General features: G+C 70.7%; 12 protein-coding genes and 1 pseudogene. 5 read left to right on the top strand and 8 right to left on the bottom strand.

What is annotated here, in order from left to right; translation table 11 throughout:
- Positions 1-2: 2 nt before the first annotated feature.
- Complete coding sequence (locus tag F0344_RS25930) at positions 3-1,757, bottom strand: acyl-CoA dehydrogenase family protein (RefSeq protein WP_185301060.1); 1,755 nt, start codon at positions 1,755-1,757, stop codon at positions 3-5.
- Positions 1,754-2,098 carry an acyl carrier protein gene (locus tag F0344_RS25925; RefSeq protein WP_185301059.1) on the bottom strand — a complete coding sequence of 115 codons (345 nt, stop codon included), beginning with the start codon at positions 2,096-2,098 and terminating at the stop codon, positions 1,754-1,756. The genes F0344_RS25930 and F0344_RS25925 overlap by 4 nt, the downstream gene beginning before the upstream one ends.
- Positions 2,099-2,671: 573 nt before the next feature.
- On the opposite strand from F0344_RS25925, the pseudogene F0344_RS25920 reads away from it, so the two are divergent.
- Positions 2,672-3,346 (top strand): annotated as a pseudogene (locus tag F0344_RS25920) (thioesterase II family protein); the annotation flags it as partial.
- On the opposite strand, the gene F0344_RS25915 reads toward F0344_RS25920, so the two are convergent.
- The 5 genes from F0344_RS25915 to F0344_RS25895 all read right to left on the bottom strand — a co-directional run bounded on the left by F0344_RS25915 (position 3,306) and on the right by F0344_RS25895 (position 16,542).
- Positions 3,306-4,649: a cytochrome P450 gene (locus F0344_RS25915; RefSeq protein WP_258050117.1), complete on the bottom strand. Its 1,344-nt coding sequence runs from the start codon at positions 4,647-4,649 to the stop codon at positions 3,306-3,308. The pseudogene F0344_RS25920 and the gene F0344_RS25915 overlap by 41 nt on opposite strands.
- A gap of 83 nt (positions 4,650-4,732) precedes the next feature.
- Positions 4,733-5,503: an SDR family NAD(P)-dependent oxidoreductase gene (locus F0344_RS25910; protein ID WP_185301057.1), complete on the bottom strand. Its 771-nt coding sequence runs from the start codon at positions 5,501-5,503 to the stop codon at positions 4,733-4,735.
- 32 nt (positions 5,504-5,535) lie between these two features.
- On the bottom strand, positions 5,536-6,621 hold the full coding sequence (gene gntD, locus F0344_RS25905) for a guanitoxin biosynthesis L-enduracididine beta-hydroxylase GntD (protein ID WP_185301056.1): 1,086 nt from the start codon (positions 6,619-6,621) through the stop codon (positions 5,536-5,538).
- Positions 6,622-6,805: 184 nt separating this feature from the next.
- The gene (locus F0344_RS25900) at positions 6,806-13,315 is read right to left on the bottom strand and encodes a non-ribosomal peptide synthetase (RefSeq protein WP_185301055.1); all 6,510 of its coding nucleotides are present in this window, start codon (positions 13,313-13,315) and stop codon (positions 6,806-6,808) included.
- The gene (locus F0344_RS25895; protein WP_185301054.1) at positions 13,312-16,542 is read right to left on the bottom strand and encodes a non-ribosomal peptide synthetase; all 3,231 of its coding nucleotides are present in this window, start codon (positions 16,540-16,542) and stop codon (positions 13,312-13,314) included. The genes F0344_RS25900 and F0344_RS25895 overlap by 4 nt, the downstream gene beginning before the upstream one ends.
- A gap of 265 nt (positions 16,543-16,807) precedes the next feature.
- Between F0344_RS25895 and F0344_RS25890 the strand changes: the two genes are divergently transcribed.
- Genes F0344_RS25890 through F0344_RS25880 form a run of 3 tightly spaced genes read left to right on the top strand, consistent with a single transcriptional unit; the run spans position 16,808 to position 19,806 of the window.
- Complete coding sequence (locus F0344_RS25890) at positions 16,808-18,469, top strand: AMP-binding protein (RefSeq protein WP_185301053.1); 1,662 nt, start codon at positions 16,808-16,810, stop codon at positions 18,467-18,469.
- Between the two features lie 60 nt (positions 18,470-18,529).
- Positions 18,530-18,868, top strand: coding sequence for a PadR family transcriptional regulator (locus tag F0344_RS25885; RefSeq protein WP_185301052.1), 339 nt, complete (start codon positions 18,530-18,532; stop codon positions 18,866-18,868).
- Positions 18,865-19,806: an HAAS signaling domain-containing protein gene (locus F0344_RS25880; RefSeq protein WP_185301051.1), complete on the top strand. Its 942-nt coding sequence runs from the start codon at positions 18,865-18,867 to the stop codon at positions 19,804-19,806. The genes F0344_RS25885 and F0344_RS25880 overlap by 4 nt, the downstream gene beginning before the upstream one ends.
- Positions 19,807-19,899: 93 nt before the next feature.
- Here the strand turns inward: F0344_RS25880 and F0344_RS25875 are convergent, their stop codons facing one another.
- Positions 19,900-20,958, bottom strand: coding sequence for a diiron oxygenase (locus tag F0344_RS25875; RefSeq protein WP_185301050.1), 1,059 nt, complete (start codon positions 20,956-20,958; stop codon positions 19,900-19,902).
- A 214-nt stretch (positions 20,959-21,172) separates the two neighbouring features.
- Here F0344_RS25875 and F0344_RS25870 point away from each other — a divergent pair, with 214 nt between their 5' ends.
- Positions 21,173-21,973: a thioesterase II family protein gene (locus tag F0344_RS25870; protein WP_258050116.1), complete on the top strand. Its 801-nt coding sequence runs from the start codon at positions 21,173-21,175 to the stop codon at positions 21,971-21,973.
- Positions 21,974-22,068: the final 95 nt, after the last annotated feature.

Raw genomic sequence — 22,068 nt, 5'->3', positions numbered from 1 at the left:
GCTCATGCCGACGTCGACCCGGCAGCTGATCTGACGGCCTGGAGTGAGAAGTGCCGCGGGCCGTCGAGGCTCGACAGCATCAGCTCTTCCAGCCACGGCAAGCAGCTCTCCTCCAGCTCGGTCGTGTGGTCCAGCCGCCTCAGCAGTCGCTGAAGCACCAGCACCAGCACCAGCCATCCGCTACCGCCCTGCGCCGCACGCTCTCGCTCGAAGGAGTAGAGCCAGGTATAGAGGCAGGAGGCAGCCGCGTGGTGGACGCAGTGCTCGGCGGCCTGATCCTGCCCGTGCGTGGACACGGCGTCGGGTGCCTCGGCGGCGATCCGCGCGTAGAAGTCCGTCCGGCGCTCGGAGAGCTCACTGAGAACCTTGACGAGCGCGGCGCCCTCGGGCTCGGCGAGTTCGCATTCCGCGATCCGGCGAGCCTCGGCGGCTGCCGGGCCCCAGCCCCGGGTGATCTCGTCCTCACTGGCGTTGGTCAGCCGCAGCGCCCTGCCCGACGGATGCCACTGCGGGGCATCCTCGGACCAGTCGAAGAGCTGCCGCAGTACCTCTTCCCCGCCGACGGCGGGACGGTCGGCCACTCGCGCCACCGCGGGAAGCTGTGAAGCGATGCTGTGGAGGTTGACGTGCGTGGTCCCCTCGAAGATGCTCGCGATCGCATGGTCGCGCTGGAGCTTCTGGAAGGCGCCGGAGGCCACGCCTTCCCGCAGATAGCTCCGGGCTCCGAGAACCCTGGCGGCTTCCTGCACAACCTCCTCACCGAGGGTAGGGACGAGGTACTTGACCACGGACGACCACAGGCTGAGCCGGGACGGCACGACGGAGAGCGAACGCGCCACCGGCAGCGCCGTGCATTCCGCGATCAGCAGGTCCACATGGGAATTGACCAGATGCCGCCGGATGACAGGGAGCCTGTAGATCTCCTGTCCGTAGAGCACCCGATCACGCGCGTGACGCAGAGCGATCCGCAGCACCGAGTCCATGGTGCCGATGGACAGCGCTCCGATCGCTGTACGGGTGATCTGGAGCACCTGAATGATCTGGACCAGTCCGGCACCGGGGCGCCCGAGGAGTGCGCCGGCGGGCACCCTGGTGCGGTCGAAGGTGATGCCGCTGAGGTCGTGTCCGCGCAACCCGACAGTCCTCACGAAAGGGTGGTTGGTCCAACTACCCTTCTCCATCTGCTCCTTGTCAAGGAGCAACAAGGAGGACCGCGAACCGCCGATCGCCGCATAAACCGTGACGAAGCGGCCCCGGGTCGCGTTGCCGACGGGCCACTTCTCTCCGGTCAGGAGGAAGTCGTCGCCGTCGGGCTCGGCAGTGGTCTCGTTGGTGCCGAGATCGCTGCCGTGGTCTGGTTCGGACACCGCGAAGCAGGCAAGCTCCCCGTCCAGGAGGGCACCCGCGACCCGCGCGCGCTGTTCGTCGTTCCCCCACAGCCAAACCGAGTTGACACCGAGGAGCGCGGAGCCGAACATCACCGCGAGCGTCAGATTGCGGCGCGCGAGCGTACGGGTAAGCAGGAAGAGATCTTCGAGATTCCGAAGCCGACCGCCGAACTCCTCGGGCACCAGGTACCCGGAGAAGCCCCACGATCTGAGCAGCTCCACCGCTCCTGGCGGAAGGCTGTCGTTCTCCTCGTGCGCGACGATCTCGGCGAAGCTGAATGGGCCGCCCTCCGCAAACGGGTCACCGAGCGTCCGCTCCAGATCGGCGACCAGCGCGTGGACCGGGCGCTCCACTGCGTGGCCGCTCATACCAGGGGGCTGTCGACGCCGTAGCGGCTGAACATGCCGCTCATGGTCTCCGCGTCGGGCAGCGCCGCCCGGCCCGCGGCCACCTCGGCGCTGACCAGCTCGATCACGTCGCTGACCCGCTCCAGCTTCATGGCGGCCTCAGGATTCAGCGCCTGGAGGGTGAAGAGATCCTCCAGGTTGTAGCCGAGCTCCGCGAGGACCAAGGAGTGGAAGCCGAGGTCACCGACGAGCCGGTGGTCGAGATCGATCCGGTCCAGCTTGCGTGGCGCGATCACCTGGACCATACCGATCACCACGGGAGCGATGGCCTCGGTGCCGATGGCTGCAGGAGTGTGAGTCATGACGTCGACGCTAGGACCCGCCGATCACCGAGCCCAGGCAACGGGCCCGGCAAGCGCGCGGCAACTAGGTCCTGTCTGGAGTTCCCCCGCGGCGTCGCGGCGTCCGGCACCGCCGCCTCCGGCGTTGTCGTCAGTCGCGAGGGCTCCGCCATCGCTCCCTCCTCCGCCTTGGATTCGACGGCACCGGACGCCGCTCCTTCTCCCGCGCTGGAACTCCAGACAGGACCTAAGAGCTTTGTCGGGCACCCCAACCAGCTTTTTCCAGACGCGTCATGACACCTCGTCAGCTGCTGTACACGAGGAGGTGGACACGGTCCGTCGTCGCGGCGTGACCTTCGGGCCAAGGGGCGGCCGTACCTGCGAGGGCTGATGCCGGACGGCAAGCGCACGTCGCAACCGCCGCGATGCGGCGCGGGCCGGGGCACGCAAGCCCGGCGTGATCCGAACGCGGGACCCCGCGCGTGATCCACACACAGCGCACTGCCCCGGCGCCCTCTCCATCTGGAGTGTTTCCGCCGAAGTTGCCGCCCGGCTGCCTTGCCGGAACCGGGCGCGGCGGTGAGGCTGACCGGCATGAGCACAGCGGACAGTACACCAGCAGTCGACTGGGTCAGTGCCCGGTTCACCGTCGGGAATCCTCGCCTGAGGCTGATATGCCTTCCGCCTGCAGGCAGTGGCGCGGGCACCTTCGGTGCCTGGCGACCTTACGTCCCCGAGCATATGGAGCTGGTGCCGGTGGAACTGCCGGGCCGCGGCTCGCGGATCGACGAGCCCGTACCGGACGATCTCGACGCACTGGTCGAGGCTCTTCTCCACGGCCTTGAGCCCGAACTGACCATGCCCTACGCCCTGTTCGGTCACAGCTTCGGCGCCGTGGTGGCGTACGAGCTGACGCTGCGGATCGAGCGGGCGGGGCTGCGGCCGCCCAGCGCCCTGCTGGCCTCGGCGTCCCGCGCGCCGCATCTGGCCCTGATCCGGGAGCCGATCGCGGCCCGCCCCGACGACGAGTTGATCGCCTGGCTGCTGAGCACCGGCGGGCTGCCGCGCGAACTCCTGGCCTTCCCTGACTTTCTGAGCGATCTGCTGACGGCCGTCCGGGGTGACCTGGCCCTCGCTGAGGGCTACCTCATTCCGCACCCGGTCGGCGTGAGCTGCCCGCTCTTCACCTTCGCCGGCGAGGAAGACACGGTGGCCCCGGTGGCGCAGGTCAGACCGTGGGCAGCGTACACCCCGGCGGAGCACCGGACCCGGGTGCTGCCCGGCGGTCACTCGTTCCCGGGCACACACCCCCGGCAGACGATGTCAGCGGTGCTCGACGCGCTGCCGGCTCTCCGGTGAGGCTCACCGGCTGGGACGAGAGACCGCTCAGGAAGTTCGAGTACACATAACTCGGCGGGCCTGTCGGACGGGCCTCGGCGACCAGGTCGCACAGGCTCTCCAGGAGGGCCGTCAGCTCGGCGCGGGCCAGGAAGGCACCGAGGCAGAAGTGTGGCCCGTAGGCGAACGACAGGTGCTTGTTGGGGGTCCGCGCCAGGTCGAACTCGTCGGGCTCGGCGAAGACCCGACCGTCGCGGTTGGCGGAGGCCAGCCAGGTGGTGACGATGTCGCCCTCCTCGACGAACTGGTCACCGAGGAAGAGGTCCTGGGTCGCGGTCCGCCCGCTGTGCAGAGCAGGGCTCGTCCAGCGCAGTACCTCCTCGACCGCCGAGTCCGTGGTCACCTCGCCGGACTTGAGCGCCCGCCACTGACCGGGCCGGTCCATCAGCGCCTGGAGCCCGCCGACCATCGAGAAGCGGGTCGTCTCGTGGCCGCCCATGATGATGCTGTAACAGTTGAAGACGATCTCCTCGTGCGTGAGGGGCCGCCCGTCGATTTCCTTGGTCACCAGCAGGCTGACAACATCGTCGTACGGCTTGTCGTGCCGGGCGGCGGCCAGCTCCGAGAAGTAGAGCAGCAGTCCGTTGCGCGACGCCCAGGTTGCCTCCTCGTTGGGGAGCCCGTCCTCGGTGGACAGGGCGGAGGAGGTGAGCTCGATGATGTGCTGCCGGTCGGAGGGCGGCACGCCGAGCAGGTCACAGATGGCGGCGAGCGGAATGTGCGCGGCCACGTCGGCGGCGAAGTCCACCTCGCCCCGCTCCACCGCCTCCTCGACCAGCCGCCGGGTACCGCGCCGCACGCTCTCGACCACCACGTCGAGGGAGCGCGGCGAGAACGGCTTCAGCAGGGCGCTGCGCAGCGCCTTGTGCGGCTGTCCGTCCGTGACGGCCAGCATCCTCCCGGCTGCCGAGTCACCGCCGGCGAGCAGGGTGTCCAGCACGTTGCCCCGCTCCGAGGTGAAGCTCGCGCTGTCGCTGAGTACCGAGACGACGTCCGTGTAACCGGTGATCACCCAGAACCCTGGACGGCTACTGCTTTCGGGCTGCCAGTGCACCGGCGCCTCGGCCCGCAGGCGGCGCCACAACGGCCCCAGGTCGTGGTGGGCGTGCAGGAGCGGATCGGCGAGATCAACGGCGTCGAGCGGACCCTGATCGAGTGCGGGGCGGGTGTCCATGGGGCGGTTTCCTCGGACTCGGTTACGGGCGGGCGGCAGCGGAACGGTGCGGGGCGGACGCCGGCGGCTGGGCGCCGTCCGGGTCAGCGCATCGGCTCGGTGGGGCCGGGGAAGAACGCGGTGGTGGCACCGGCTGTCTCCGCGCCGTCCACGGTGAACTGCTGACCGGAGATGAAGGATGCCTGCGGCGAGGCCAGGAAGTGGAACACGTCCGCGATCTCCCCGGGTAGGGCGTGCCGCCGGGCCGGGATGCGTTCGTTGACCTCATCGAGCATCGCGTCGGTGTACTCGGCGCGCTGCATGGGTGTCAGTACGGCGCCGGGGGCGACACACGCCGTCCTGATCAGCGGGCTCAGCTCCACGGCGAAGGTCTGGCACAGCGAGGCGACACCCGCCTTGCTGGCGTTGTAGTCCGCGTAGAGAGGGTAGCCGCGCGAACCGTTGACGGACGCCGTCGCCAGGAGCACTCCGTGTCCCTCCCGCAGCATGTACGGGACGGCGTGCCGCCACAGAGCCAGGACACCCATCAGATTGACATCCAGGGTGCGCCGGGCGTCCGCCTCGGTGAGGTCGAGGATGGAGTGCCGGACGCTGATGCCCGCATTGGCGATGACGATGTCGAGGCGGCCGCGGTCGGCGTGCACCTGGTCGACGGCCTCACCCACGGCGGTCCAGTCGGCGATGTCGAGCATGACCGTCCGGATCTCGCCTCCGCCCTCACGGGGGCCGTCCGCCGCGTCCCCGGTGAGTGCCTGGATGTCGAGATTGACCACATGGTCGCCCGAGCGGGCGAACCGCTCGGCGGTGGCGAGTCCGATTCCGCTGGACGCGCCGGACACGATGACTGTGCGCATGATGCTTCTCCTGTTCCTTCCGCCCGATCGGCTCAGACGATGACGCGGTGGTTGCCGAGTACGTATCCACTGAAGTTGCGGCGCAGGTTGCGGCTGACGGTGAGCTTCTTCAACCAGCGGTCGGTGCCGTCGTACCGGGCCCTGAACGGCCGGCGGCCGTGCACCGCACGGTAGTTGTCCACGATGAGCAGCGAGCCGGGGCCCACAGCGACGTCCTGCTGCACACGGTGCAGCTCATCCATCAGCCGGTCGAGCGCGCCCTCGGCCTCGGTGTCCCCCGGGGCGACGTCCATGAAGGGCCGGTCGATGCGCAGGTAGGGGTTGAACCGGTCGCCGGACAGTACGGTGGTCGGAACGGCGCTGCTGATCATCCCGTACAGCTTCTCCAGCGCGGGATGGACGGGGTCCTGGGCCTCCAACTGCCGTATGTGCTCGGTGTCCGGCATGATGCGGAAACGGTCCTCGGCGAGCACCGCGCGGTCGTGGTCGCTCAGCCGGACGTCACGGACGGAGGCGACGATGGTCGGCACCAGGTCGGGGTTGCGCAGTCCGAACAGCATGAGGTAATCACAGCGGTTCGGGTGAAAGCCGTCCTCGGTGTGGAACTCCAGCAGGCTCTCGCTGCCGTAACCGCTCTGCCGCCGCTCGTCGCCGCGGATCGGCAGGATGTTCTGGATGATGCGCCCCTCCTGGAGGGTCACCCAGCCGAACGGGTCGCCCAGCACCATGCCGCACATCGCCAGCCACAGCTCCTGGACCCGGGCCGCGTCGGAACGGATGGCGTGGCGCCAGTGGTCCGGTGTGGGTCCGAGCAGCGCGTCGTCCACCGGGAAGCCGTGCACCAGGCACGCGGCGGACTGCTCGGTCCTGCGGTAGGAGAGGAGGAACCTGCGCAGACCGGCGGGCAGCAGTTCCTCGGCCGTGTGGGCATGGTCGTAGAAGTCCGGCAGGCCTGGCGCCCCGTGGGCGCCGACGAGCCGTGCGGCGGCCTCCTCGAGCTGGGTGATCTCGGTGGTGTCGAGGTGGTACTCGACAGGGGTGTCGCCGCGGTCCTTCCCCGGCGTGACCGCCGCGGTCACGTCCGGGCAGGGTACGTCAACAGTCGGAGTGCTTGTCATGTCGGGTGTCCTCACCTGGTCGTGACCGCTTGGGTCGTCCGTCGTCCGGTCCTGTGCGGTCCGCGCCGAGTGGCCGGACCGCGTGGTGGTGCGCACCGGACCGGCCTGGCAGGGTCCCGGCCGTTCATGGTCCAGTGATGGCGCTTGGCGCACTGTCGGTGCGGTGGTGCGTGCGCGGGGCCGACTACCGCCAGTCCTCGGCGAACTCGTCGAGCTCGCCCTGGTCCAGGGTGATCAGCGGTTCCTGCGAGTCGGCCGCGTCGGCGTCCGCCGCCGGAACCAGGTCCTTGACCGCGGTGGCGAGCGCCGCCACGGTCTTGTGGGCGAACACGTCGCGCGGGGCGATGTCCAGGCCCTCCGCGTGGGCCAGCGTGACGAGCTTGATGGAGACGATCGAGTCGCCGCCCAGGTCGAAGAAGCTGTCATCGATGCCGACCCCCTCCATGCCGAGGGCCTTCTCGAACAACGCGCACAGCAGCTTCTCGCGCTCGGTCCGTGGTGCCCGGCCGCCGCCGGCTCCCGAGAAGTCCGGTGCGGGCAGAGCAGCGCGGTCGAGCTTGCCGCTCGGCGTCACCGGCAGTCGGTCGAGGACGACGACGGCCACGGGCACCATGTGCTCGGGCAGCACGGCGGCGACCCGGTCACGGAGCGCCACCGGGTCGGGCAGGCCGGCCGCCACCGGGGCCACGTACGCCACCAGGCGTGGTGAGCCGGGCGTGTCCTCCCGTACGACCACTACGGTCTGCCCCACCGAGGGCTCGGCGGCGAGCACCGCCTCGATCTCCCCCGGTTCGATACGGAAGCCGCGTACCTTGACCTGCTCGTCGGCGCGGCCCAGGTATTCCAGGCCCCCATCCGCCGTGCGGCGCGCCACGTCGCCCGAGCGGTACATCCGCGCGCCCGGCGGGCCGAACGGGTCGGCCACGAAACGCTCCGCGGTGAGCCCGGAGCGCCGCAGATAGCCACGGGCCAGGCCGTGGCCCGCCAGGTAGAGCTCACCCGCCACCCCGACGGGCGTCGGCCGCAGGGAGTCGTCCAGCACATGGACCCGGGCACCGACGACCGGCCCGCCCATCGGCGGACTGGTCCGCCCGGACAGCGGGCGGCTCATCGTCGCGATGACGGTCGCCTCGGTGGGACCGTACGCGTTGACCATGCGGCGCCCGGCCGACCAGCGTGCGACCAGGTCCGGCGGGCACGCCTCGCCGCCCACGACGAGGGTGACCCCGGGGGGCAGGGCGTCCTCGGGCAGCACGGCGAGCGAGGACGGCGGCAACAGCAGCGCGGTCACACCGTGTCGCGCCACCGTCCGCGCCAGGGCCGGGCCGGGCAGCAGCTCGTCGGGGTCCGCGGTCACCGCGCTCGCCCCGGTCAACAGCGCCGTGGCAAGTTCCCATACGGACGCGTCGAAGCTCGGCGAGGCGAACAGCAGCACCCGCTCCTCCGCACGGAGCGCGAGCCCGTCACGCTGCTGGGCGATCAAAGCGGCGATCCCGAGGTGGGACACCAGCACGCCCTTGGGGCGGCCGGTCGACCCGGAGGTGTAGATCAGATAGGCGGAGTTCGCGGGCCGCAGCGGCGCGATCCGGTCGGCGTCGGTGAGACCGGCCGCGGACAGACCGGCGGTCAGCTCCGGATCCACACCGAGGAGTGCGGTGCCGTTCTCGGCAGCCGGTCCGGGCCCGTCCAGGCAAAGCACCTCTCCCGCACCGGCCTCGGCCATGGCCGCCGCGCCCTCACCGGTGGTGAGGACGAGATCCGGCCGCGCGTCACCGATCAGGTAACGGAGCCGGTCCGGCGGGTAGCCGAGGTCCAGCGGAAGATAGGCCGCGCCGGCCTTGAGGACGGCCAGGATCGCGAGGACGGACCGCGCCGACTTCGGCATCGCGATCGCCACGACACACTCCGGACCCACGCCCCGGCCCACCAGCGCGCGGGCGAGCCGGTTGGCCTGGGCATCGAGGTCCCCGTAGGTGAGGGCCAGCTCGTGGTCGTACACCGCGACGGCGCCGGGTCTGGCCCGTACCCGCTCCTCGAAGAGCTCGGGGAAGGTCGCCATCCGCTCGTGGGCCGCCCCTTCCGCCGCGGCCAGAAGCTGACCGCGTTCCCGGTCCGTGAGCAGGTCGATCCGGCCCAGCGGTACGGTCCGGTCGTGCACGAAGCAGGCGAGGACCTTGCGCACCCTGGCCAGGAGCGCGCCGGCCGCCTCAGCCGTGAACAGGTCGGCTCGATAGCTGAGTTCGAGACTGAGCCGCTCCTCGGGCATGACGACCAGGCTGAGCGGATAGTGCGAGGCGCCGGGGACGGGCTCCTCGTCGAGGGAGATCCGCAGGCCCGGGACCTGCTCCTGGATGGCCGCCCCGTCGAAGGGGGTGTTCTCGAACCCGATGACGGTGTCGAAGAGATCGCCCAGTCCCAGAGCCCGCTGTACGTCGGGGAGCCCGAGATGGTGGTACGGGCGCAGCTCGGCCTGGTGCGACTGGAGGTCGGTCAGGATGTGGTCGAGCGATCGTGCGGGGTCCAGCCGTACCCGTACGGCGACGGTGTTCATGAACAGGCCGACGATCTCCTCCACGCCCGCCAGCTCCGGTGGGCGCCCGGCGGTCGTCGCGCCGAACACGACGTCGTCTCGTCCCAGTTGGTGACCGAGTGCCACCGCCCAGGCGCCTTGGACGACCGTGTTGAGCGTCAGGCCCGCGGCGCGCGCCGCGGCGGTGAGTGCGGTGGTCCCCTCTGCGTCCAGGACCTCCGTCACAAGGTGGGGCACGGTCGCGGTGGCCGCCTCGGCGCCCGGGGCGACGAGCGTCGGTTCGTCGATACCGGCCAGGGCCTCGCTCCAGGCCCGCGTCGCCCGCTCATCGTCCTGGTGGGTGAGCCAGCCGAGGAAGTCGGTGAACTGAGCCACCGGCCGACCTCTGTCGGCTCCGCCGCGGGCGTAGAGGGAGAAGACGTCACGGAAGAACAGCGGCAGCGACCAGCCGTCGAGCAGGGCGTGGTGGTAGGTGACCAGCAGGGCGTGGTCGTCGGTCCCGAGCCGGACCAGGGTGACCCGCATCAGCGGGGGCTCGGTGAGGTCGAAGCGGCTGACACGGTCCTCGTCGACCAGCTCCGCCAGTCGCAGGCGACGTTCGTCCTGGCCGGCACCGGAGAGGTCGATCTCCCGCCAGGGCACGCGCACGTCCTCGTGCACCACCTGGACGGAACGGCCCGAGGCCAGGAGCCGGAACGAGACGCGCAGCGCGGTGTGGCGGGCGAGAGCCGCGTCGAACGCCTTGCGCAGCACGGCGGGCGCCAGTGGTCCCTCGAGCCGTGCGGGCGCCTGGGCGGTGTAGACGTCGATGCCGTCGGCGGCCAGCAGGGCATGGAAGTGCATGCCCTGCTGGAGCGGGGTGAGAGGCAGTACGTCGGTGAGCTCGTACCCGTCGGCGGCGATCTCCGCCAGTTCGGCGTCTTCCAGCAGGAGCAGCGGCCCGGTGACGGAGCTGTCCGCCGCCGCGGGGTCCTTCTCCTCGATGTCCTCGGCCACCTGTGCGAGCCGGGCGATGGTCTTGTGGACGAAGACGTCCTTGACGGCGATGGCGAGTCCGGCGCGGTGGGCGCGGGCCGCGAGCTGCATCGAGATGATGGAGTCGCCGCCGAGGTCGAAGAAGCTGTCGTCGACGCCGATACGCGGCTGCCCGAGCACCTCCGCGAACACCTCGTGCAACACCAGCTCCCGCTCGGTGGCCGGAGCTCGGTACGCGTGCGCCGCCCGGAACTCGGGCACCGGAAGCGCCCCCCGGTCCACCTTTCCGTTCGGTGTCAGGGCGAACGACTCCACCACCATCACCACAGCCGGAACCATGTACTCCGGCAACCGCTCCGCCACGAACTCACGCAACGCGACCGCGTCCGGCCGCCCTCGCGCACCGGAGGCGGCCCGTACGTAGCCGACGATCCGCCGTATGCCCTCGCGGTCGGCGGACACCGCCGCGACCGCCTGGCCCACCGAGGGGTCGGCGGCCAGAACGGCCTGGATCTCGCCCAGTTCGATGCGGTGGCCGCGTACCTTGACCTGGAAGTCGGACCGTCCGCGGTATTCCACGACGCCGTCGGGCCGGCGGCGCCCCAGGTCGCCGGTGCGGTACATCCGGGCACCCGCCGGGCCGAACACGTCGGCCACGAAACGCTCCGCCGACAGGTCGGGGCGGCCCAGATATCCACGGGCGACCCCGTCACCGGCGATGTACAGCTCGCCGACGACCCCGGCGGGCACCGGCCGCAGGAACGCGTCCAGGAGATAGACCCGGGTGTTGTCGGCGGGGACACCGATGGCGGGCGGGCCCGCCGCACCGGGTGGGCCGCCGGGGTGCCAGAGCATCGCGTCGACCGTGCACTCCGCGGGACCATAGAGGTTGTACACCGACAGGTCGTCCACGCTGTGGAGTTCGGCCCACAGGTCGTCGCCCACCTCTTCGCCGCCGAGCGCGAGGACACTCACGCGGTGCCGCTCCCCCGACACCTCGAACATGCCGGCGTCGAGCATCTGCCGTGCGACGGAGGGTGTGGTGTCGACAACGTCGATCCGTGCCTCCGCCGCGTGGCGGACGAGCGCCAGGGAGTCCTTGCGCACGGTGTCACCGACGATGTGCAGTTCGTGCCCGGCGACCATCCACAGGAGCTGGCTCCAGGAGGCGTCGAAGCCGAGCGAGTTGGTGAGCGCGGCACGCAGCGGCCGGCCGCCCGCCCTCGCCCGCTCGGGTTCGAAGAAGTTCGCCCGGTGGCTGTGGAACATGTTGGCCAGATTGCGGTGCTCTACGGCGACACCCTTGGGGCGGCCGGTGGAACCTGATGTGTAGATGACGTAGGCGAGGTGGGCGGGTAGCAGCGCACCGGTGCGGTCGTCGTCCGTGAGGTCCGTTTCGTCCGCGGGCGGGATGGTCTCGTCGAGCAGTAGCGCCGGCACCGATTCGGGTACGGCGCACACCGTCGCGACAGAGGCCAGGACGAGGGCCGGTCCGGCCTCCGCGCAGATCGCCGCGATGCGCTCCGCAGGGTGGTCGACGTCGATCGGCAGGTACGCGGCGCCCGACTTGAGGACTGCCAGGATCGCCACCACGGCGTCCGTGGTGCGCGGCATGGCGACGCCGACGAGGTCGCCCGGTCCCACGCCGCGGGCGACGAGCAGCCGGGCCAGGCGGTTGGCGTCGGCGTTGAGCAGGTTGAAGGTGAGGCTGGTCGTGCCGTCCGCGACGGCTACCGCGTCGGGCGTCGCGCGGGCCTGTGCCTCGAACAGGCCGGGCAGCGTCCCGGCCGGCCGTTCGACGGCGCGTCCGCTCGTCCCGCGCAGGATCTCGCGTCGCTCGGCGTTCGTACGCGAGGGGAGCCGTCCGGCCTGCTCGTCGGGCCGGGCGGCGATGTCCTCCAGCAGACCGGTCAGGCGCCGCAGTACGCCCCTCGCGGCATCGGCGGTGTAGACGTCCTCGCGGTAGTTGAGTTCGAAGCGGAGCCGGCTGCCGGGGTGGACGGCCAGGCTCAGCGGGTAGTGGGTGCCCTCGAACGCCTCGTCGACGGCGTCCCGCAGCAGACTGACGTCGAGTCCGGGCACCGAGGCGCCCCGGACGGCCTGTTCCACGGGGACGTTCTCGAAGGCGACGGTGGTGTCGAAGAGTTCGGTAGCTCCTACGGCGCGGTGGATCTCGGCGAGGCCGAGATATTCGTGTCCCATCACGGTCGTGTGGTCGTGCTGGATACGGGCCAGCAGGTCCGCCACCGGTTCCGCCGGGTCGACCCGTACCCGGGCGGGCACGGTGTTCATCATCAGGCCCACCATGCGGTCGCTGCCGGGGAGCTCCGGCGGGCGACCCGCGACGGTGTTCCCGTAGACGACGTCCTGGCGTCCGGTCAGCTCGGTCAGCAACAGCGCCCATGCGCCCTGGACCAGGGTGTTGATGGTGAGTTCGCGGCTCCGGGCCAGGGTGGTGAGTGCCGCCGCGGCCTTCTCGGACAGCTCCGTGACGACGCGCCGCTGGCCCCGGCCCGAGGAGCCGGTGCCGGCCCCGGCCGCGACGAGCGTGGCTCCGTCGACCCCCGACAGCACGCTCTTCCAGGCCCGCTCGGCCTGGGCGCTGTCCTGCTCCCCGACCCAGCCGAGGTAGTCCTGGAAGGGCACCGTCGGCACCAGCCGCTCCGCCGTGCCGCCGTCCCCGTAGATGCGGAACAGGTCGCCGAGGATCAGGGGCAGCGACCAGCCGTCCAGCAGGATGTGGTGGTTGGTGATCAGCAGGATGTGCCGGTCGGGCGCGAGCCGTATCAGCGTGAACCGAAGCAGTGGCGGTTTCGCCATGTCGAAGCGTCGGGCGCGCTCCTCGGTGAGCAGCCGGGAGAGGCGCGGTCTCAGTTCCTCCTGGCCGAAGCCGGAGAGGTCGATCTCCTCCCACGGCGGCTCGACCGCCCGCGCGACGGCCTGGACGGCCTCGCCGGAGCGGCGGCGCAGGAATCCTGCCCGCAGGCTCGCGTGTCGGCCGACCAGCGCGCCGCAGGAGGCGCGCAGCACGTCGGTGTCGAGCGCCCCGGTCAACTCCAGCGGCGTCTGGACGTTGTAGAAGTCGACGTTCCCGCTGTCGGCTTCTCCCTCCTCGTAGAGGGCGTGGAAAAGAATGCCCTGCTGCAACGGCGAGAGCGGCAGGACCGCTTCCAGGGATGTCTGTCTCACAGTGCTGTCCCCCACTGGGCTTCGAGCTCGTCGAGTTCTTCCGCGTCGATCCGCACCAGGCTCCCGGTACGGGGGGTCACAGCTCGCTTGCCGACGTCCTCGGCCACCTCGGCGAGCCGGGCGATGGTCTTGTGGACGAAGACGTCCTTGACGGCGATGGCGAGTCCGGCCTGATGGGCCCCGGACGACACCCGTACGGCGATGATGGAGTCGCCGCCGAGGTCGAAGAAGCTGTCGTCGACGCCGATACGCGGCTGCCCGAGCACCTCCGCGAACACCTCGTGCAACACCAGCTCCCGCTCGGTGGCCGGAGCTCGGTACGCGTGCGCCGCCCGGAACCCGGGCACCGGAAGCGCCCCCCGGTCCACCTTGCCGTTCGGTGTCAGGGCGAACGACTCCACCACCATCACCACAGCCGGAACCATGTACTCCGGCAACCGCTCCGCCACGAACTCACGCAACGCGACCGCGTCCGCCGCGCTGTCCGCGGCCGGGGTCACGTAGGCCACCAGGTGCCGGTATCCCGGCCGGTCCTCGCGGACGGCCGCCACGGCCCGGTCGACTCCGGGTGCCTCGGCGAGAACGCTCTCGACCTCGCCGAGTTCGATGCGGAAGCCACGTACCTTGACCTGGCTGTCGGCCCGGCCCAGGTAGGACAGCTCGCCGCTCGCCGACTGCCGTGCCACGTCTCCCGTCCGGTACATCCGGGTGCCGGGCGCACCGAAGGGGTCGGCGACGAACCGTTCCGCGGTGGTTCCGGGACGACCGAGGTAGCCGCGGGCGAGCCCGTCACCGCTCAGATACACCTCGCCCGCCACTCCGGGCGGCACCGGTCGCAGCGCGTCGTCGAGCAGCCGGACGCGGGTGGCGGGGACAGGACGGCCCATGAGCGGGACGGTCCGCCCGGACAGCGCGCCGGTCTGGGTCGCGATGACCGTCGACTCGGTGGGGCCGTAGGCGTTGACCATGTGACGGCCGGGCGACCAGCGTGCGACCAGGTCCGGCGGGCACGCCTCGGCGCCGACGACCAGGTTGATGCCTTCCGGAAGCCCCCCGGCCGGCATGGCCGCCAGCGTGGACGGGGCCAGCAGCAGACAGTCGACGCCGAGTTCGGCAACGAGTTCGGCCAGTGGTGCCCCGGGCGTGAGCCGTTCGGCCGGCGCGACAACCGCGGCGGCGCCGGTGAGGAGCGCCACACACAGCTCCCATACGGACGCGTCGAAGCTCGGTGAGGAGAACTGGAGTACGCGGGTCTCGGGCGTCAGGCGCAGCAGGTCGCTCTGGTGGCGCGACAGCGCGGCCAGGCCGGTGTGCGTGACGACGACGCCCTTGGGCCTGCCGGTCGACCCGGAGGTGTAGATGACGTACGCCGGGTGCGTCTGCCGCAGGGGCGTGAGGCGGTCCCGGTCGTCGAGATCGTGGCCGTCGGTGTCGCCGCCGGCCGGTGGGGAGCCGACGGGAGCGGCCGCCTCGTCCAGGTACAGGCGCGGCACCGCAGGGGCGAGCGTGGCGTCGTCGGCCTCGCGGGTCGTCAGCAGCAGCAGCGGTGCGGTGTCGTCGAGCATGGCGGTGACCCGGGACCGCGGGTAGTCGAGGTCGACCGGGAGACACGCGGCGCCCGACTTCATCACCGCCACCGTGGCTGTCAGGGCGGCGCTGCCGCGCGGCAGGGCGACCGCCACCAGCCGCTCGGGGCCGGCACCGTGTCCGACCAGCACCCTTGCCAGGCGGTTGGCGCGGTTGTTGAGCAGCGCGTAGTCGAGGGACTCGGTCGGGGAGAGCACCGCGCAGGCGTACGGGGTCCGCCTGACCTGCTCCTCGAACAGTTGGGGGAAGGTACGCGGGACGACGGGTTTCGTGTCCTGCGGGGGGTCACCCGCGGCGAGTGCCCGCATGCGTTCCGCCGCGGTCAGGACCTCCACCCGGGCGAGCGGCACATCTGCGGGGGTGCCGAGGAAGCGGGTCAGAAATTCTGTGAACCGGTGCTGGTGCGTGCGGAGTTCGGCGGGGCTGTACCGGTCGGGGTTGGCCTCGAACTCGATGCGCATTCCCCGGCCGCCCGGATCGGGGTGGCAGGTGATGTTGAGGTCGGTGACCGGTCCGCCGGACAGCGCCATCACCTCGGCCTCGCGACCGGTGAACGCGGTCTCGGACCCCGACGGCATGATGTTCACGAGCACGCCGAACAACTGCTCATTGGTGCCGAGCATTCGCAGGTCACGCCGTAGTTCGTCGTACGGGTAACGCTGGTGGGTCAGCAGTTCGCCCAGACGCCGGGCGACCTGCCGCACCAACTCGGCGCGGTCGGCCGCCGGGTCGACGGTGATCCGCAGCGGCAGCGTGTTCGACAGCATGCCGGGCACGTTCTGGGACCTCGCGCCGAGCCGTGCGGTGATGGGCACCCCGATGGTCAGGTCCTGAGCTCCCGTCATCCCGTGCAGATAGGCGGCGACCGCCGCCAGCATCGGCACCGTCCACGGGGTGCGGGCGGCCCGCCCGGCGGTGTGCAGCGCCCGCAGTTCGGCCGGCGGAAGCATCGTCGTCGTGGCGATCGCCATGCCCGCTGCGGTCGTCGGCGCTCCCGGCGCCAGACCGGCCGTCTCCGGCCGGTCGGCGAAGATCCCGGCCCAGTACGCCCGGTCCGCGGTGTAGTCCGCCGACGCACGGTAGGCCGTCTCGTCCGCCAGCAGGTCCTGGAGTCGGCCCAGCGGCTCACCATCGGGTTCCACCCCGGCGGCCAGCGCCTCGTAGCACGTGGAGATCCGGCGTGAGTGCAGCACCGACCCGAAGGCGTCGGACAGGATGTGATGGCTGCGCTGGTACCAGACGTGGTGATCGGCGCCGACCCGTATGAGGATGTGCGCCGACAGCGCGTCCTTCTCCAGGTCGAGCGGGGTCGCGCGGTCGCGGTCGATCAGCGTCCGCGCGGCGGCGACGGGGTCCGGCTCATCGCTGAAGTCGTACTCCTGCCAGGTCGAACAGCCGGGTGCGACCGGCCGCTGGTACGTACCGTCCCGCCGCTCCACCAGTTCGACGTCGAAGCTTCCGCTCTCCCCCTCGGCCCGGCGGATCGCGCGCTGGAGCAGCCTGCCGTCCAGCGGCCCGCGTACCTCCATGGCGACCATGGTGTTGTAGGCCGGGTTGGCGGGGTCGAGCTGTTGGGCGAAGAACACCCCCCGCTGGGCCGCCGTCAGCGGCAGCAGACCGTTCTCGGCGCGTGAAGTCATCGGGTCGTAACCGCTCTCTCGTGCATCCCCGCGAGCCTGGAGGGCTCGGATCTCGCGACGATGCTGCATCGCCCGCCCGTGCGGAAACCAGGCAACCGAACCGGCAATCAGCGGCGCGGGTCGAAATGCCGCCCCGGCCGGGTCGAGTTACCGGCCGCTTGCCTGGTTCTCGTACGGGACGCGGGTGATGCTGCGGCGAGCCGGGCACGGCGCCACGCCTCGCGCGTGCCGTACGTGCCATGAACCACTGGAGAGGACAGGGACGTTGGGAGACCAGGACCGAGGCCTGCTCGATTGGCTGGACCAGCCGTCCACCGAGCGCGGTCTGTACTACGCGGATTCCGCCGACGGATGGGACTTCCGGTCCTACCGTGATCTGGCCACGCTGGTGCTGAGAACCGCCGCAGCCCTGCGGGCGAAGGGGGTCGGGCAGGGCGACGTCGTCGGCCTGGTGCTGCGCTCCAGCCCGGGTTTCGTCGCCGGGTTCTTCGGCGCGCTGGCGGCCGGCGCGACGCCGTGCTCCATTCCTCCGCCCTTCGCCTTCCAGCGTGCCGACGAGTACGAGAAGCACGCGGGCCATCTGTTCCGGACAGCCGCGCCCCGATACACCATCTGCGACGACGAGTCGCTGGAGCAGATCCGTAAGATCGCGTGCGGGCTGGGGCTCGAGGAGCCGGTCGCCTTCGACGAACTCGTGGCCGGGGCGGAGCCGCTGGAACGGCCGATGCCCCTGCCGGAGACCGCGCTGATCCAGTTCACCTCCGGGTCGAGCGGCTTCTCACGCGGCGTGTTGATCTCCGCCGACGCCCTGCGGACCAACCTCGCCGGAATGGGGCAGTGGCTGGGCTGCGCGCCCCAGTACCCGGCGATCAGCTGGCTGCCGGTCCACCACGACATGGGCCTCGTCGGCTTCCTGCTGAACGTCGTCGTCACCGGCTTCGACGGCTGGATGATGCAGCCGGACGACTTCATCCGCTCGCCGCTGCGGTATCTGCGCTGCATCAGCGACCAGGGCGCCGTCATGACGGCCATGCCCAACTTCGGACTGGCATACATCCTGCGCCGGGTGAGACCGGCCGACCTGCGGGAGCTGCGCTTCGACTCGGTCCGGTGCGTGATCATCGGCGCGGAGCGGGTCGACCGGCAGGTGCTCGAGGACTTCCACGCGCTGCTGGGGCCGCACGGTCTCGACCGCGGCGCCCTGCTCCCCGCGTACGGCAGCGCCGAGGCGACCCTCGCGGTGACGGGTCTGGCCCCCGGCGAGGGATGGTCGGCGCAGGCGCCGGACGCCAGTGACGCCGCGTCCCTCGCCGGAGCGGCGGTGGTCGGCTGCGGCCGTCCGCTGGAAGGCAGGACGGTGCGGATCCTGTCCGAGGAAGGCGAGGAGCTGCCGGACGGACGGGTCGGCGAGATCGTCGTCACCGGGGTGTCGATCGCGAGCGGGTACATCGGTGCCACCGGGTCCGCCTCCGGTACCAGCGTCGACGACGGGGGCCTCGCCACCGGTGACGCGGGCTTCATGCGGGACGGACAGCTCTTCGTGATCGGCCGGCTCGGCGACGGGCTGAAGGTGAACGGGAAGATGGTCTTCGCCGAGAGCCTGGAGGCCCTGCTGCACCACCGGGGCATTCCCGAGCGGCGCGTCGCCGTCCTCCTGGGCGTACGCGACGGGGTACCGACCGGCGTGGCGGTGTTCGGCGGCGCGCGTCCCGGCTGGCGGGAGATCGCCCATGAGGTCCTCTCCGAATGGCTCGGCGACGCGGTGCTCCACATGGTCGAGCTGCCCCGTGGCGGTGTCTCGGTCACCTCGAGCGGAAAGCCGCGCCGGAGGGTTATCTGGAAGGCGCTCTGTGCGGGCGAGTTCGACGCGACGACACAACCGCTGACGGCGGGAGCGCAGGAGAACGCGCCGTTCACGGCGAACTGACCGGCCCTCGGCGGACGGTGCGCGTGACAATAGTGTGCGACGCACAGTACAGTGCATCGCATGGCTACAGAAGAAATCACTCTTGGCCAGGCCCAGGAGCTGCGTCGCGGCACGGTCGTACTGGCCTGCCTCGCGCTGCTCCGCAAGCCGCAGTACGGCTACGCACTGCTGGAGACACTCAACGACGCGGGTGTCACCGTCGACGGCAACACCCTCTATCCCTTGCTGCGCCGACTCGAGAAGCAAGGACTGCTCACCAGCGAATGGAACACCGACGAGTCCCGGCCACGGAAGTTCTACCGGGTGAGCCCCGAGGGCTCCCGGGTACGCACCTCACTGGTGCGCGAATGGCAGGACCTCGTCGCCTCGATCTCACGGCTTACCAAGGAGAATGGATGAGCACGAGCACGCTCACCGAGCGCTACGTGCACGAGGTCGTCAGGCGGCTACCCGCGGATCAGCGCGACGACATCGCCGACGAACTGCGCACCACGATCGCCGACACCATCGAAGCGCGCGACCCGGCCCGTCCCGAGGCGGCCGAGCGCGAGGTGCTGAGCGAGATGGGCGATCCGATCCGGCACGCCGCGCGATACACCGACCGGCCGCTCGCCCTGATCGGTCCCGATCTCTACCCGACCTACATCCGGCTGCTGGTCCTCCTGCTCACCACCGTGCTGCCGGTGATCACCGTCGTGTTCGTGCTGCTGGAGGTCGTGGACGACAACGGCCTCGGCGCGGCCGTCGGCGCCGGCGTCGAGACGGTGCTCACGGTCGGCGCCCAGATGGTCACCGTACTCACCGTACTGTTCGCCGTGGCCGAGCGCGTCGGCCACCGGAAGGGGACTCTCATCCGTACCACCGACTGGACCCCCGACGACCTGCCCGAGACCCGCGAGCCCGACAAGGGCGGTACCGGGGCCGTCATGACGGCGGTCTGGTACGCGCTGCTGTTCGGTCTGATCATCTGGCAGGAGATCTCCGAGCCCTACCGGATCGACGGCACCGGGGAGCGGATCGCGGTACTCGACCCGGACCTGTGGTCGGGGTGGATCTGGCCGGTCCTCACAGGGCTCGCCGGCCTCGTCGTGCTCGCGCTGGCCCGCGTGGTCACGCACGGCTGGACCAGCCGACTGGCCATCCTGCACGCCATCGCCCAGGCGCTGTTCGTGCTGCCGCTGGCCTGGATCCTCCATCAGCGGCAGTTCTTCAACCCGGACTTCCTGGCGGACGTCACCGACAACACCACGCCCGAGGTCTACACCGGAGTGGCGCTGATCGTACTCGTCGCGAGTCTGGTCGCCGTCGTCAAGAGCTTCCGCGCGGCGGGGAAGTAGGACGGGAGAAGCGGGACGAGGGAAGTGAGAACGCTGCCGCCGATGTCACCCGAGGTGACATCGGCGGCAGCGCGACGGTGGACGAGCCCGGGATCAGCGCGTCGCCAGCATGATCTCGGGACGCACCAGGTTCTCCGCCAGCAGCAGGCTCTTGACCCGGTCCGAGAGCATGTCCAGCTGCCGCAGGACATGGATCACCTGCTGGAACAGCATCTGCCGGTAGGTGGCCATCATCGGGTTCGTCCGGGCGAACAACAGCCCCTTCTCCACGTCGAGGTCCATCCGCTCCCAGACCTCGCGCAGCATGAACCGGCGCGACATCAGCTGGATGGCCTCCAGCAGGAAGTCCTCCCGCTCACGCAGCTCGGCGGAGGTCACCTGCCTGTACATGCCGGTGAGCGCGGTGACCCCGAAGGCGATGTGCCGGGCCTCGTCGCTCGCGACCATCTTGGTGATCTGGCGGATCACCGGGTCCCCGAAGCCGCTGCTCGCGAGCCGCAGAGCGGTGATCGCCAGACCCTCCACGACCACCTGCATGCCGAGGTAGACGATGTCCCACCGGGATTCCGAAAGCAGATCGTGCAGCAACGTCTTGAGCCCCGGATTGATCGGGTAGGAATCGCCCAGCTTCTCGTCGACATAGCGGGCGAACGCCTCGACATGCCGCGCCTCGTCGGCGACCTGCGAGGCCGCGTAGGTCTTGGCATCCATGTCCGGCACCGTCTCCACCAGCCGGGCCGTAGTCACCAGCGCGCCCTGCTCGCCGTGCAGGAACTGGCTGCACATCCACGACTGGTACTGCCAGCGGAACTGTGTCAGCAGTTCGCGGGGCACGGGACTGCCCTCGCCGACGACGAAGGACGCGAGCCTCCCCCCGCTCTCCTCCGACAACTCGGATCCGAACCGGATGTCGTAGTCCCAGTCGATGTCGGTGGTGGCGTTCCACTGCGAGAGCTTGTTCTTCTCGTAGAGGTTCCACACCCGGCTGTCCCGTTTGCCGTAGTCCCAGTTCAAACATGCCTTGAACTGCGCGTCGACCTCCATGAGGTCCGCGGTGACGGTATCCAGTGTGAAAAAGGTCGATTCGGTCGTGGCGGCCGACCCACCAGGAGCGGCCGCCAAGCCGGTCACCGAGCCTGGAACTGTGGTCATTGGATTACGGTCCACCCCTCGGGCACGGAACAGGACTGACTGTCGTGGAGTCTGACGCGCCGCGGAACCGCTCTCCAGGCACCCGCGGGGCAACTTGGCGGCAGACCGGTTGCCGGTCCCCATGCCTGGTCCCGCTGCCACCCGCCGAACCATGATGACCGGCAGGGGCTGCCGCCCCGAATGACCGCCGGCCGACCGAAGGGGCGGGATGCGCATGACTGCCGCCGCACCACCCACCTGCTCAGGGAGCTCGTCCGGCTCGCGAAGCGCACCGGCTCCCCGCGCCGACTGTCCCTGGATCGTGGGCCGGGTCAGCGCGCCACGCCCCGGGATGCGACTGTTCTGTCTGCCGCAGGCGGGCGGCAGCGCGGCCTCGTTCGCCCCGTGGCGCCTCGCCCCTCCCCCCGGCGTGGAGCTCGCGACGGTGGAGCTGCCGGGCCGGGGTGTACGCGGCGCGGATCCGCTGCCGGACACCCTGGAGGAGCTGGCCGACGCCGTGATCGACGGCATCTCGGACGAGTTCGACCTGCCGTACGCCATCTTCGGCCACAGTTTCGGCGCGCTGCTCGGCTATGAGATCACCGTCGGGATCGCGCGGCGCGGCCTGACCCCGCCGCGCGCACTGCTGGTGTCCGCGGCACGGTCGCCGCACACCCCGGTGCGCCGGAGCGTATCGGACCGGGACGACGCCGGGCTGCTCGCCTGGCTGAACGGGTTCGGCGGCATTCCTTCCAAAATGACCCGCTACCCGGCGTATTTGCGGTACGCGCTGCGCACCGTCCGCCGCGACCTCGCCCTCACAGAGGCCTACCTGGCCCCCGGGCCGGGGCGGGTCGACTGCCCACTGCACGTCCTCGGCGGTGCGGACGACCCACTGGTCAGCGAGGCGCAGTTGGAGCGCTGGCGGGACTGCGCGGCGGGCGAGTTCTCCCTCCGGCTGCTGCCCGGCGGGCACGACTACCTCTTCACCGACGCACCCGCGGCGCTCGACGCCCTCGAAACAGCGCTGCGCTGACCGGCCCCGCCCCCGGCCACCGAGTCGCTCACGCGGCAGCGGGGGGGGAGCTCGCGCACCTGCCGGTAGGGCCCGGCCGAAGGGCGGGAGTCGGA

Origin of the sequence: Streptomyces finlayi, assembly GCF_014216315.1 — a bacterium.
Classification (GTDB): Bacteria; Actinomycetota; Actinomycetes; order Streptomycetales; family Streptomycetaceae; genus Streptomyces; species Streptomyces finlayi_A.
This window is presented reverse-complemented; position numbering and strand designations above follow the sequence as displayed.